Source organism: endosymbiont of Galathealinum brachiosum (assembly GCA_003349885.1).
Taxonomy (GTDB): Bacteria; Pseudomonadota; Gammaproteobacteria; order SZUA-229; family SZUA-229; genus SZUA-229.
In genome coordinates this window covers 542,497-557,121 of the sequence record QFXC01000013.1, presented here as the reverse complement: position 1 = coordinate 557,121, position 14,625 = coordinate 542,497, and the positions used below count along the sequence as shown (strand labels likewise).

The window sequence follows — 14,625 nt, the reverse complement described above, 5'->3', positions numbered from 1 at the left end:
CTCAGGCTTCTTGCTTATGAAAAAGTTTTCTAAATACAGGATATATATCAGCAATTTTTTCAATTTTCTTCATAGCAAAATTATCCCAGTTTGATTGAATATTTTTATACTCTTCCCATAAGTTCTGATGACGATCAGCTGTGATTTCTATGTACGAGTAATATTGTACAAAGGGCATTATGTTTTTATTGAGCAGATCAATACATATTTTTGAATCGTTATGCCAGTTGTCACCGTCAGATGCCTGAGCGGTATAAATATTCCAGTCGTTTGTAGGGTAGCGATCCTGAATAATAGATGCCATTAGTTTTAATGCGCTAGAGACAACTGTTCCACCTGTTTCTCGTGAGTAGAAAAAGGTTTCTTCATCAACTTCAGATGCAATGGTATGGTGTGAAATAAAAACTATCTGAATTTTTTCATATGTCCGAGTAAGGAATAAGTACAGCAACATAAAGAAACGTTTGGCTATATCTTTTTCTTCTCTTCCCATTGAACCTGATACATCCATAATACAAAACATGACTGCTTGAGTGGTCGGCACTGGTTGATCAATTTTATTGTCATAGCGTAAATCAAAACTATCGATGAAAGGTACTCTCTTTATTTTACTTCTCAGATAGTTAATACGTTCACGTAAGTCGATAATAATCTGATCAGTTTCAGTATATCGTTTCAGTAAATCATCAAGCTCTGCTTCAATTTTCTTAATTTCTTTTTTATATGGTCCTCGTAACGCTATGCGACGTCCCATTGCCCCTGTTAAGGAACGAACCACATTGATATTGGACGGCATTCCCTCTGACGTGTGCCCCGCACGTATTTTTTTTGTTTCAGTAATAGTCGATAGTTTGGTTTTAACCAGGTTAGGTAATTCGAGATCTTCAAAGAAAAACTGTAGAAATTCTTCACGGCTGAGCTCAAATACAAAGTCATCTTCACCCTCTCCTGAGTCGGAAGCTTCACCACCTTCGCCCTGTCCTGAACCGCCCTGTGGTCGTGGTATTTTATCGCCCTGATGAAACTCCCTGTTTCCCGGATGAACCATATCTCTATGCCCACCCTGCCCATGATGAAAGAAAGGTTCAGACGTGTCTTTTTTGGGGATTGATATTCTTTCCCCTTTATCAAGGTCAGTTACACTGCGTTCAGCGATAACATTTTCAACAGATTTTTTTATCTGTTTACGAAAACGGCGAAGAAATTTCTGCCGGTTAACAGCGCTTTTGTTTTTTCCATTAAGTCGTCTATCTACAATTTGAGCCATACGAATAACCTATGATGATTTACGTACGCGTAGATACCACTCGCTTAGTAAACGCACCTGTTTCTCGGTATAACCTTTTTCTACCATGCGTGAGACAAAGTCTTCGTGCTTTTTCTGGTCGTCCTGAGAGGCTTTGCTGTTAAATGAAATAACAGGTAGTAAGTCTTCGGTATTTGAGAACATCTTTTTCTCGATTACCGTTCGTAGTTTTTCGTAACTGGTCCAGGTCGGATTTTTGCCTTCATTATTCGCGCGGGCACGTAATACAAAATTAACGATTTCATTACGAAAATCTTTAGGGTTGCTAATGCCTGCCGGTTTTTCAATTTTTTCCAGTTCATCATTAAGTGAGCTGCGATCAAACATTTCACCGGTTTCAGGGTCACGAAAATCTGAATCCTGAATCCAGTAGTCGGCATAGGTAACATACCGATCAAATATATTTTGTCCATATTCCGAATAAGACTGTAGATAAGCGGTCTGGATTTCCTTGCCGATAAACTCAATGTATTTTTGTGTTAAATAACCTTTTAGATGGGATAGATATTTTTCCTCAGTTTCTTTAGGGAACTGCTCTCTTTCAATTTGTTGTTCGAGTACATATAGAAGATGTACAGGGTTGGCAGCAATTTCAGTATTGTCGAAATTAAAAACACGAGAAATTATTTTAAATGCGAATCGGGTAGATAAACCGGTCATGCCTTCATCTACACCAGCATAATCACGGTATTCCTGATATGACTTAGCATGCGGATCTGTATCTTTCAGGTTTTCACCATCATATACGCGCATTTTTGAAAACAGGTTTGAATTCTCAGGCTCTTTCAGGCGGGAGAGTATTGCAAACTGAGACATCATTTCTAATGTGCCAGGGGCGCAGGGTGACTCGTTCAGTGAACTGTTTTCGAGTAACTTATCATAAATTTTCAACTCTTCTGAAACGCGTAAGCAGTAAGGTACTTTAACTATATTAATACGATCAAGAAAGGCTTCATTGTTTTTATTGTTTCTAAAAGCCTGCCACTCAGACTCATTGGAATGGGCGAGGATAATACCGTCAAATGGAATGGCTGCAAGGCCTTCAGTGCCTTTGTAATTTCCTTCCTGTGTAGCGGTTAGAAGTGGATGAAGCACTTTAATTGGTGCTTTAAACATTTCTACAAATTCCATTAAGCCCTGATTTGCACGGCACAATCCACCGGAAAAACTATAAGCATCAGGATCATCCTGTGAGAAATCCTCAAGCATACGAATATCAACTTTACCAACAAGTGAGGAAATGTCCTGATTATTTTCATCACCCGGTTCAGTTTTAGTGATGGCTATCTGTCTTAGTATGGAGGGGTATATTTTAATTACTTTAAACTGGCTTATATCGCCATTAAATTCATCCAGCCGTTTCGTTGCCCATGGCGACATGATGCTATTAACGTAACGTTTTGGAATGCCGTAATCGGATTCAAGAATTTCACCATCTTCTTCTGTATCAAATAAAGACAGGGGTGACTCAAAAACAGGTGAGCCTTTAATGGCGTAAAAAGGGATTCTCTCCATTAAAGCTTTCAGACGTTCTGCTAAAGATGATTTACCACCACCTACCGGTCCAAGAAGATATAAAACCTGTTTCTTTTCTTCCAGCCCCTGAGCTGCATGACGAAGGAATGAGACTATTTGCTCAATGACTTCTTCCATGCCATAAAATTCACGGAATGCCGGATATATTTTAATGACTTTATTCTGAAACAGACGGCTTAATTTAGGATCGTTATGGGTGTCGATTAATTCAGGTTCACCAATTGATTTTAACATGCGTTCAGCAGGGCTGGCATAGGTGAGAGGGTCGCTTTTACAGAGATCAAGATATTCCTGCAAGCTTAATTCTTCTTCCTTATTATTTTCGAAGCGTTGTGTGTAGTGGTCAAAAATACTCATATTCATTGTCCCCGCTGCGCGACTACCGAAAGTGGTATTAAAATAGTAATGCAATTATTATTGTCTAACTAAAACTATAGACCAGAATAATTGCAAATATCTCCATTAAATAGTGACTTTATGCACAAATTTAATTTGCAGATAACCGGTATATAGTTACAGACCGACAGAGTTATAAAATTGACGTTTTTGATACTTCGTCGGTGTTAATGAAAAATGAGCAATAAACAGGCCATATTTAATAAAAATAATTATAGATAATCATAAGACAATGCAAGCCTATAAAAATTATGTTAAACCACAGTAGAGGGTCTGAATTTATTAAATAAAACATTTTGACCATAAACTTGAAGGCACTATAATGCCTTTAGATAAAAATTATTGATGGGTACTACATTCCTTGTTAAGTAAAAATACAATAGCCGCAATTGATCTGGGCTCAAATAGTTTTCATATGGTTGTAGCTGAAGAAGATCAGGGTCAGCTTGTTATTCAGGACCGTATTCGTGAAATGGTACGACTGGCTGAAGGGCTTGATGGTTCGGGTGAGCTCGATGCAGATGTTGAGCAAAGAGCGCTTGATTGCCTGAGTCGATTTGGGCAACGAATTCGAACACTAAAAGCTCAGTGCGTTAGTACCGTTGGAACGAATACTTTACGTCGTATTAATAATTCTGATGATTTTATTTTTCAGGCCGAACAGGCGCTGGGTTTTCCTATTGAAATAATATCGGGTTATGAAGAAGCTCGACTGGTATATCAGGGTGTTGCGCATACGCTTGAGCAGGATCAGCATTCAAAATTAATTATTGATATTGGTGGTGGTAGCACAGAAGTAGTAATAGGTGAGGGTTTTACACCGCAATTATTAAACAGTCTTGAAATGGGCTGTGTAATGATGACGCAGAAATTTTTTGCTGATGGAAAAATAAAAGCTAAACGATTGCAGGCGGCTCGAATTTTTGTTTTACAGCGAATGAAAGCAATAAACTTTACTTATAAACGACTGGGGTGGGAGTCTGTTATTGGCTCATCCGGATCAATAAAATCCATTTCCAGTGTTATTCGTGAAATGAAATTACAGAAAAATGATGGTATTAATCGTGAGTCTTTAACTAAGTTAGTGGCTATCTGTAGTGATTATAAGAAAATTAAAAAACTGGACTTGCCAGGTCTTAGTGAAAAGCGCTTACCAGTATTCCTTGGTGGCTTGATTGTTCTGGCGGGTGTGTTTGAAGCGCTGGGTATCGAGCATATGCACGTATCCGATGGTGCTTTGCGAGAAGGCCTGTTATATGACATGGTTGGTCGGAGGCAGAACAAAGATATTCGAAATGAGAGTATTAATGCACTGTCCATTCGATTTAATACAGATATTAAACATGCGCAACGTATAGAGGTTACTGCATTTAGTTTGTTTCAGCAGTTAAAAGATGACTGGTTTAAGGATGTTCAGGGCTCTGCAAATTTATTGCTCTGGGCCTGTGAATTACATGAGATTGGACGAAATATTTCTCATTCTTCATTTCAGAAGCACAGTGCATATATAATTGAAAATGCTGATTTAGCGGGTTTCTCCCGTCAGGAGCAATGCAGATTATCTGCAATTGTTAAATTGCATCGTGGTAAGTTTGTTAAGGATAATTCGAGTGAAACGCATAAGGATCAACGACTAATTTTAAATCATCTTGCGATTATTTTACGTTTATCTGTTATCTTTCATCGTAGTCGAACTGAAAATGAATTACCTGAAATTAAAGTTTTTATTTCTGAAAAAGAATTAACTTTAAAGCTGCCTGAAAGGTGGCTTAATGAACACCCATTAACGATTAATGATTTAGAGCAGGAGGCCGAATACCTGTCGGTGATTGGCTTAAAACTTGTTACGGAAAGAATGGTTTAATAAAATAGTCGTAAGCATTAATACTTACGACTATTTTATTAACTGCTTTCTGCAAGATCTTCTAAAAACTTCTCCTGAGAAACAAAGGCTTCTTTACCGTTTTCAGGTGCAGCCTGAGTGTATACACCATCAGAATTCATAATCCATGCGTGGGTATTATCAAGTAAGTAGTACTCTAATTCATTGATAATACGATCTTGCAGCACCTTGTTTTCAATTGGTGTTGCTATTTCAACTCGATGATATAAATTTCGTTCCATCCAGTCAGCACTGGAAATGAAAACCTCGGGTTTTTCATCGTTTTTGAAATAGACAACTCTATCGTGTTCCAGAAAACGGCCAATGATAGAAGTAACTTTTATATTCTCAGATACACCGGGAATACCCGGTCGCAGACTGCACATGCCACGTATAATTAAATCAATCTTTACGCCATCTGATGATGCCTGGTACAGGGCGCTGATCATTTCAGAATCGACGAGAGAGTTTAGTTTAATGATTATGCGGCCGTCTTTTCCCTGCGCTGCGTGTTGTCTTTCTCTTTCAATTTTCGCTTCTAACGTATCCTGAAGTGTGAAAGGAGATTGCAGCAGTTTATTTAAATTCTTGGTTTGACCCATGCTGGTTAACTGGTGAAACACACGGTTTGCATCTTCACAAATTTTCTTATTTGAAGTGAAAAAGCCGTAATCGGTGTATAATCTGGCAGTGCGTGAATGATAATTCCCCGTACCTAAATGGGCATATTGTCTCAGGTGTTGGGTTTCTCTGCGAATAACCAGTAACATTTTTGCATGGGTTTTATAACCTACTACACCATATACAACATGGGCACCGGCTTCCTGTAATTTAGCCGCAAGTGAAATATTGGCCTGTTCATCAAAGCGTGCGCGCAGCTCTACTACAACGGTTACTTCTTTGCCTAACTTAGCAGCTTTTACCAGTGCATTAACAACAGCAGAACTCGGTCCGGTTCTATACAGGGTCTGTTTTATTGCCAGTACATTAGGGTCATTTGCCGCCTGACGAATAAAATCAACAACCGGCGCAAAAGATTCGTATGGGTGGTGCAGTAATATATCCTGTTTGCGGATAGACTCAAAAATATCAGATTTCAGTGTGACCTTTGACGGGATAGCGGGAACAAAAGGTTTGTACTTTAATTCAGGGCGGCTAATTAAATCGTAAACTTCATTTAGACGATTTACATTTACCGGCCCTTCTACTTTATAAAGATCCTGTTCAGACAGTTCAAATTTATCAAGCAGGTAATTACAGATTGCATCAGGGCAGTCATGTGCCGCTTCAAGTCGTACAGCGTCACCATAACGACGGGAACCTAATTCACCTTCTACCGCGCGTAATAGATCATCTATTTCTTCTTCATCTACATATAAGTCACTGTTACGGGTTACACGGAACTGGTAACAGCCTTTAACATTCATGCCCGGGAATAGTGAGCCAACATAGGCATGAACCACGGATGATAAAAAAACAAAATCATCGGGTCCACAATCACACTCTTCATGAGGTAACTGAATAATTCGCGGAAGTGCACGTGGAATTTGCACAATAGCTAAACCGCTATTACGCCCGAAGGCATCTTTACCTTTTAATGAAACAATAAAGTGCAGGCTCTTGTTGAGTATGCGAGGAAACGGGTGTGCCGGGTCGAGAGCTAAAGGGCTAATAATGGGTAACAGTTCATTATCAAAGTAATCTTTTAGCCAGCTGTCCATGCAGCTATTCCATTGTGTACGTCGTACAAAGCGGATATTTTCATCCGCTAGATTTTCATCCAGAATTGAATTTAATAATTGATACTGTTCATCTACCAGGTCATGGGCTCGTTGACTGATTCGTTTTAAAATCTGCTTAGGTGAAGTATTGTCCGGTTCATTGTGTTGTGCCCCTAGCTCAACTTTCTGTTGTAGCCCGGCAACACGGATTTCGAAGAACTCATCCATGTTTGTACTAAATATACATAAAAAACGTAAACGCTCTAACAGGGGGATGCTGTTATCTCTCGCCTGTTGCAAAACACGCCAGTTAAACTCAAGCAGACTCAGTTGTCTGTTCAGGTAGTATTCGGGCTTCTTGAAATCGATGAGCACAGGTTTATCTGTAGCTTTCTTTTCTTGAGTCTTTTTATTTGTTTTAACGTTTGCCATTATCTGAGTATTTTTAGGTTTTTATTGAATTCTTTAATGAATATTAGACCAAGTTTGCAGTTTTAGCCATTAATCTGGAGTAAGTTTATTAACAGTATCATATGTTTAGCGTTAATTCTTTACAGGTTTGTTAAGATTGAGCGAAGTCGTTTTCTATGGTGTATCCTCATACACACGATAATAAAAATAAATTTTTAATGGAGTCACGGTATGACGTTTGATTTCTGGGTTAGTTTAATTGATGGCCAGCCGGAGTTGTCACTCCTAATCTGGTTAAGTGCACTGGTTATAGTGATGTACATTGCCAGGCAGCCAGCTCATCAAATGATTCTTCTGCTCGCGCGTAGTTTACGAAATGCGTTACGCCTGATGGCCCAGTCTGTAATGCTAGCTGAAAGACAGCTGCGATCTCGCAATCGTGAAGTGCTGTTAGTGCAGGGGCAGGTTCATGCGGAACGTTTTATTGAGCGAGAATTCCAGCGTGTAGAAACGTTGGTTAACCGAGATTTAAGCGGTTACCCATCATTACAAAGGGACCTGAAAGAGCAGATTACACGTATTGATGAAGATTACGTTCAATCGAGTGAAGTCCCGCCTAAACCTCCCGAATGGCTAAAAGCAGTGGAGGCGGTTGCTGATATTCCGGATAATGGCTCACCGGTAGTTGCTAAAATATTAAATGATATTCACAGCACTTTGAAAAAAGCACTTGAAACTGATTTACAGGAATATCGCCGTGCTAATCGGGATAGACATGGATTATTGAAAAAAATGATGCCTTACTGGCGCTCTCTTACCAATAGTCTGAATTCTGTTGAAACAAAAATTACGGGTCTGGAGCAGCGTTCGCTTATCCTTGATGAACAGATGAAATGTTATGAAGATATCAGGAATCAGACTGATTATGCCGTGCGCATGCTGTCATCTTCATCAATGACTCAGTTTTTTATATCGGGTCTGGCCCTGTGTCTGGCCATTATAGGTATGTATGTAAACTTTCAACTGGTCGCACTGCCAATGGAGGAAATGGTAGGGGCTTCCAGTTATCTGGGGTCAAGCTCAATCAGGGCATCGGATGTTTCTGCTTTGTTTATCATTAGCATTGAAGTCATATTGGGATTATTCCTGATGGAGTCGGTGGGAGTGACTCGCCTGTTTCCGGTTATTCATTTACTGGAAGACCACAAACGTAAAATTATTTTCTGGATTATGCTGAGTTTTCTATTTATTTTCGCGGGCATTGAGGCCTCGCTGGCTTACATGCGTGATATGTTAGCCGCTGATCGTGAAGCGTTGTCTCAATTACTTACGGGGGTCGAAGTAGCAGAACCTCCACTGCGCTGGATACCTTCGGTTGGTCAGATGGTGATGGGTTTTACTTTGCCCTTTGTACTGACATTTGTAGCGATTCCACTGGAGTCTTTTATCCATTCTTTTAGAACCGTAAGCGGATTATTTATTGTCTGGGTATTGCATATGCTGGTTGTGATTATTCGTTTTGTCGCGAATGTCATTTATGGTATTGGGCGATTATTGATGAGTCTTTATGACCTGATTATTTTTATACCGTTAAAATTAGAAATCAGTGTTAAGAAAAGTGCCGTGGATAAGAAAGAGAAAAAAGAAGAGAAGATCAGTGGTGTTTTGACTCATCAGAAAGAGCAGGAAGCAGAGTTATGAGGGCATTAGCAGCAAAAGGTTTATTCATAATGCTGAGTTTTCTACTTTCCCTTAGCATACTGGCGCAGCATGGTTGTTCGGAGCCGAGGGAGAAAAAGGCGGTATATGTACTGGTTGATACCTCTGGAACGTATAGTAAGCAGTTTGATAAGGTACAAACTGTATTGCGTTATCTATTAGGGTCACTACAGCCGGGAGAGTCTCTGGCGCTGGCACGAATTGATAGTGAAAGTTTTAATGAAAAAGATATTGTTGCTCGAATGAGTTTTGATTTAAGGCCTTCTATGGCTAATGCACAAAAACGTGCTTTTCTTGAGTCAGTAGATAAATTTGGCAAAAACATTAAATCCAGTAAATATACGGATATTACAGGGGGGATTCTTCAGGCGATTGAGTATTTAAACGAAACTCAGGCGACTCAGCGATATATTCTAATATTTTCTGATTTAAAAGAAGAAATAAAGAAAGGGCAGATACGTAATTTTCCTATCAGTTTTAACGGTATTCATGTTGTAGCCATAAATGTCACTAAACTCAAAAGTGACAATGTTGATCCACGAAAGTATCAGAAGCGAGTCGATGAATGGACCAATCGGGTTGAGCAGGGAGGCGGTAACTGGAAGTTGATTAATGATATGAACCACTTGAGCCAAATCCTGGAAGAGTCTGTGACAAATGTCACAAAGTGATAATAATCCCGTCATTTTCTAAAATATTGAATTTACGTAATTGATTGAAAAATATAGTTTTTTTTAAAAAGACTGTCGGTTTTTTTAAAATGCTATAATTTTCATAAAATACTGTGTGTTAGCTAATTGGTTGAAAAGTATACAAAAAAGTAGGTCGTGGGGTGTTTCTTGCAGCTACACATACAAAAATAATCATAATTAATAGTTACAAATTTAAGTATTTTAAGTATTTAAGGATAAATGATGGATCAGCTTTCACAGTATATCAAAGTGTGTGTTCTTTCTGGTGCGGCGCTGTTTAGTGCATCAGCCCATTCTGTAAGTTTTAGTGGTTATGCCTATGGTGAGTTTAGTAATCCTGTAGCAAGTTACGGTGATTACACTTCAATTAGAAATAATGATCTGGGTTACTACTCTAATGATCGAAGTGTTTTTAACTGGGGGCTGGATTACTACAATCGAAGCAGTCAGTTCAAATTTGATGGCACTGCCAGTGACGCTTATGAGCCAGATTTTTCCATAACAGATGGCGTGGCATTTTCTTTGGGTGATTTTACCTATTATAATAAATCTACTTATTATTCCAGCGGTGTAACCGGTGTTGATTTTGATCTGAATGTAAAATTAAATGGTGTTGGCTGGTCTACCTTTGATTTTTCTCTGGGTATAGATAACACACCTAATGGTTCAACAAATGCGCCTGATTACGTGAATCTTACGGCGTTTAGTGAAGACTCGTTGTTTGATTATCAGGGTCAGTCATATGCATTTGAAATATTAGGCTTTAGTCGTGATGGTGGCCTGACATTTGAAAATTACACTTTTGCGGATGAACACTCAAAAACCACAGCACAAATATATGGCCGCATTCAAGCTGTACCGGTACCTGCTGCATTCTGGTTATTTGGTTCAGGTCTAATTGCATTAGCTTCACTAGTAAGAAGAATCAACTGTAAATAATATTTTCAGGGACGATAAGATTATGGCTCTACAGGAATGTTGGGGATTATACGAAAAGCAGTACGAAGGTAGCCCTTTAAGGGTACGTCTAAATGAAGGCATAAAAGATTATGTCTGTCATCCTCGTTATATGCATCAGGTATGTATAGCTGTTCCATTAAACGATGTGGATGAAAGCGGTTTTCCTTTCCCTGAAGAATGCAAATTGCTCGATGAACTCGAAATGTTATTAAAAGAGAAGCTGGAGCAGCAGCAAATGTCTGTATTTGCTGCTGTTGTTACTTCAGATGGTTTTCGAGTGTTTATCCTGTATACATATCTACCTGACTTTTGTCTGAAAACGATTAATGATTTAAATAAAGACTGGATATATCACTCAGTTACTTCCACAACTCAGGAAGATAGAAACTGGGAAACAATTGAATCACTTATCGAAAACACCTGAGGCGTAAAATTAGAAAGTGCTATGAACTATCGTAGCATTTTATAATTGCCGTACCTGACTAATAAATTTCCCTGTATAAAGTTCCTGTTTTACCGTGTATACCTTAATCGCTGCTGGAAAAATCTTCAAAAAATAAATTAATTTAACCCCATTGTCTGACTCCTTACGTTTATAGCTCTAAACCAACTAAGGAGTTTTATAATGAATAATTCAATTACCCCCGCATCACTATCATTAATCTGTGTAAGCAGTGTTCTGTTAACGGCATGTGGTCTAGTCGGAAAAAATGAATCAGATATTCGTCAGGAGCATTCTCAGCAACACGTAATGGCTGAACAAAAACTGATGAGTCAGGATGCAGCAAGGGCTTCTGCTAGTGAAAAAGCTAAATATAGAAAATCTATTATGGCTAAAAGTGCAAGTCCGGGTGTTATGGCGCGTATGCATTCAGCACCGGTTTATTATCAGGGGTTTGTTAGCCATCAGATTGAAGAAAATCGAGAAAATTATAATCATTTTACAGATAGTGAAATTTTTAAATCTATTGATATTCCAGTTTCAACATTCAGTGTTGATGTGGATACAGGTGCATACTCAAACGTAAGACGTTTTCTAAATCAGGGCCAGCTACCGCAAAGGGATGCGGTTCGTACTGAAGAGTTAATAAATTATTTTAGTTACAATTATGAATACCCGAAAAGTAAAAGTCAGCCATTTACAATTAATACTGAAATTGCACCCACACCATGGAATGAATATAGCCATTTAGTTCATATAGGGTTGCAGGCGTATCAGTCACATAACGAACAGCGTCCCGCAAGTAATCTTGTTTTTCTAGTTGATGTTTCTGGTTCAATGCATACACGAGATAAACTGCAGTTGCTTAAGTCAGGTTTGAAATTACTAGTTAATAACCTTAATAAAAACGATCGTATTTCAATTGTGACGTATGCAGGATCTACAGGTGTGGTTTTAAAACCAACGAAAGGAGATCAAACCTCTGATATTACAATGGCACTGGATAACTTAACTGCCGGTGGATCAACTAATGGTGCAAGCGGAATAAAACTGGCGTATCAGATGGCACAGAAATCGTTTATCAAAGGGGGTGTAAACCGAATTGTATTAGCCACTGATGGTGATTTTAATGTGGGTGTTACTGATTTTGAGGCATTAAAACAAATTGTTGAAGAAAAACGTAAAACGGGTATTTCATTAACTACGCTGGGCTTTGGTCGAGGTAATTATAATGATCATTTAATGGAGCAGCTGGCAGATGTGGGTAATGGTAATTATAGCTATATTGATAACTTAAACGAAGCAAGAAAAGTTTTAGTTGAAGAGATGAATTCAACGCTGAACACTGTTGCGAATGATGTGAAAATACAGGTTGAATTTAATCCTGATCAGGTTTCTGAGTATCGTTTAATTGGTTATGAAAATCGTGCATTAAAACAGGAGGATTTTAATAATGACAAAGTTGATGCGGGAGATATAGGTGAAAGTCATAGCGTAACCGCATTATATGAAGTGACCTTTACGGATAGTGCAGTAAAACAGATTGATAATAATCGCTATTCTAAAACCGTATCAGATAGTTCGCAGGCTGATTCAGTTAAACATAATAATGAGCTGGCATTTCTTCGTTTGAGATATAAAAAAGATAGTCACTCTACCAGTCAGCTGATAGAAAAACCTATATATAAACATGATGTAATTAAAAACATTAGTCAGGCTAGTAATAACTTTAAGTTCTCAGCGTCAGTAGCGGCTTTTGCTCAACAGTTAAGAGGAGGAAAATATCTGCGAGATTTTGATTATAATGATATTCTTGAGCTGGCTAAAAAATCTAAAGGAGATGATTCCTTCGGTTATCGAGGTGAATTTTTACAGCTTGTTGCTCTGGCTAAGTCTTTAGATACCTGAGAATTTAAATAAAAACAGGGTGGATCAACTTATTAGATTCACCCGTTAGAAAAGTCGAATTTGAATAGTTTTTCTTCTAATGATATTGATAACTTAACGGATGAAGACCTTATGTTAAGTTATCGTGATGGAACTGCAGCCGCCTTTGATGTGCTTTACGCACGACATAAAGGCGGTTTGTATCGTTATGTTTTACGCCAGCTGAATAATCGGGAGGAAATTGCTAACGAAATATTTCAGGATGTCTGGATGAAACTGATTAATGCGCGTTCAAATTATCAGGTGACTGCCAAATTTAGCACCTGGCTTTATCATCTGGCTCATAATCGGCTGGTTGATTACTGGCGTAGTGAAAAGCATTTAAAGTACCAGGTTGAATTTGAAGAAACAGCAGAGTCACAGGTAACAGATGTATCAATAGAGAGTCAGTCTTCTCAACCACAGGTAGACCTGCAACAGGGGCAGATGCGTCAGCAGATAAAACAGGCCATAGCTGCCTTACCTGAAGAACAACGTAGTGCGATCTTATTAAAAGAGGAAGCCGCGCTTAGTCTTGCTGAAATAGCTGAAGTGACAGGTGTAAACAGGGAAACAGTTAAGAGCAGGTTACGTTATGGCATAAAACGTTTACGGGGAATATTGCATCCACTGAGGCCTGTATCATGAATAATAAAGAATTTGATCAGGATAAGGATTTCCAGCTTTTACATGATAAATATCTGCTGGAATCAACCGAGCTACCTCCTGATTCGGTAGATGCAAAACTATTGCAGGCTGCACATCAGGCTGTTGATTCTCATGAACTAGAACAGAGTGAAATAGAGAAAAACAATAATTCAAAAATACTGAACAAGTATGTTAAGCGTGCCTGGTATGTGCCCATGTCCTATGTGGCGGTTATGGTATTAAGCTTAAGTGTTGTATTGAAATTTGCATTTGAACCCGATACAACGGTGAATGAAGTAATAGATTCCAGATTTATGGAGTCAGATTTTGCTGAAGACGAACAACGAAAGGCAGATGAAAAAACACTTATCATGTCTGATATGAAGATGCGTCAAGCACGAAAGATGAGTGAAAAATCGGATCAACGTAAACAGAAAAAAGTAGCATCATCAGCTGCAAGAGCGAAAGTGAGGGCAGTAGAGGAGCGTAAAAAACTGAGCCGGGCGCCGGTTAGTGCTCCATCAGCATCGTTACCGGTGAGTCAAAGTCATCAGTATATGGAGTCTGATGCTGAAGTATCGAGGGGAATAACCTCTATGCCGGTTATGTCACAGGCGGTATCCGAAGAGGCATTAGATACGGGAGGTGCGCCGATGGGGCACAAAGAGGCCGTTCTGGCTAAAAGTCAGCAGAAAAACGAACAGGATGTATTAATAACACTGTATCAAACAGGTCAGTTTGAAAAGCTCAGGCTCGCAATGAAAGATTATCGGAAAAAATATCCATTAAGTGTTAATGATATGGCACTACCTCAGGCGCTACTGGATCTGGAAATCAGGTGGGAAAAGGAAAATACCTCTAAAATCCTACATGATTAACGTGTCTACTGTAATGCGGTCAGGTAAATTCTAGGCTAATATAGAGCAAGGGCTAGCTTAATATTTAACAGATTTCATAAAATATGGCGGCCAGATAATTATACTTAG

The 14,625-nt window shown here is 38.8% G+C and carries 11 protein-coding genes; 8 read left to right on the top strand and 3 right to left on the bottom strand.

What is annotated here, in order from left to right; genetic code table 11:
• Position 1: 1 nt before the first annotated feature.
• Complete coding sequence (locus DIZ80_15430) at positions 2–1,267, bottom strand: hypothetical protein (protein ID RDH81470.1); 1,266 nt, start codon at positions 1,265–1,267, stop codon at positions 2–4.
• Positions 1,268–1,276: 9 nt separating this feature from the next.
• The gene (locus tag DIZ80_15425) at positions 1,277–3,199 is read right to left on the bottom strand and encodes a PrkA family serine protein kinase (GenBank protein ID RDH81715.1); all 1,923 of its coding nucleotides are present in this window, start codon (positions 3,197–3,199) and stop codon (positions 1,277–1,279) included.
• A 400-nt stretch (positions 3,200–3,599) separates the two neighbouring features.
• On the opposite strand from DIZ80_15425, the gene ppx reads away from it, so the two are divergent.
• The gene (gene ppx / locus DIZ80_15420) at positions 3,600–5,102 is read left to right on the top strand and encodes an exopolyphosphatase (protein ID RDH81469.1); all 1,503 of its coding nucleotides are present in this window, start codon (positions 3,600–3,602) and stop codon (positions 5,100–5,102) included.
• A 38-nt stretch (positions 5,103–5,140) separates the two neighbouring features.
• Here the strand turns inward: ppx and ppk1 are convergent, their stop codons facing one another.
• On the bottom strand, positions 5,141–7,273 hold the full coding sequence (ppk1, locus tag DIZ80_15415; protein ID RDH81468.1) for a polyphosphate kinase 1: 2,133 nt from the start codon (positions 7,271–7,273) through the stop codon (positions 5,141–5,143).
• A 210-nt stretch (positions 7,274–7,483) separates the two neighbouring features.
• On the opposite strand from ppk1, the gene DIZ80_15410 reads away from it, so the two are divergent.
• The 7 genes from DIZ80_15410 to DIZ80_15380 all read left to right on the top strand — a co-directional run bounded on the left by DIZ80_15410 (position 7,484) and on the right by DIZ80_15380 (position 14,517).
• Positions 7,484–8,953 (top strand): hypothetical protein, encoded by a 1,470-nt coding sequence (locus tag DIZ80_15410; protein RDH81467.1) that lies wholly within the window; start codon positions 7,484–7,486, stop codon positions 8,951–8,953.
• Positions 8,950–9,642, top strand: a complete 693-nt coding sequence (locus DIZ80_15405) for a hypothetical protein (protein ID RDH81466.1) — start codon at positions 8,950–8,952, stop codon at positions 9,640–9,642. Before DIZ80_15410 ends, DIZ80_15405 begins: the two co-directional genes overlap by 4 nt.
• Positions 9,643–9,885: 243 nt before the next feature.
• On the top strand, positions 9,886–10,602 hold the full coding sequence (locus DIZ80_15400) for a hypothetical protein (protein RDH81465.1): 717 nt from the start codon (positions 9,886–9,888) through the stop codon (positions 10,600–10,602).
• 22 nt (positions 10,603–10,624) lie between these two features.
• Positions 10,625–11,047 carry a hypothetical protein gene (locus DIZ80_15395; protein RDH81464.1) on the top strand — a complete coding sequence of 141 codons (423 nt, stop codon included), beginning with the start codon at positions 10,625–10,627 and terminating at the stop codon, positions 11,045–11,047.
• Positions 11,048–11,374: 327 nt separating this feature from the next.
• Positions 11,375–12,973, top strand: a complete 1,599-nt coding sequence (locus tag DIZ80_15390) for a hypothetical protein (GenBank protein RDH81714.1) — start codon at positions 11,375–11,377, stop codon at positions 12,971–12,973.
• 60 nt (positions 12,974–13,033) lie between these two features.
• Positions 13,034–13,639 (top strand): RNA polymerase sigma factor, encoded by a 606-nt coding sequence (locus tag DIZ80_15385; protein RDH81463.1) that lies wholly within the window; start codon positions 13,034–13,036, stop codon positions 13,637–13,639.
• Positions 13,636–14,517 (top strand): hypothetical protein, encoded by an 882-nt coding sequence (locus DIZ80_15380; GenBank protein RDH81462.1) that lies wholly within the window; start codon positions 13,636–13,638, stop codon positions 14,515–14,517. The genes DIZ80_15385 and DIZ80_15380 overlap by 4 nt, the downstream gene beginning before the upstream one ends.
• Positions 14,518–14,625 lie beyond the last annotated feature (108 nt).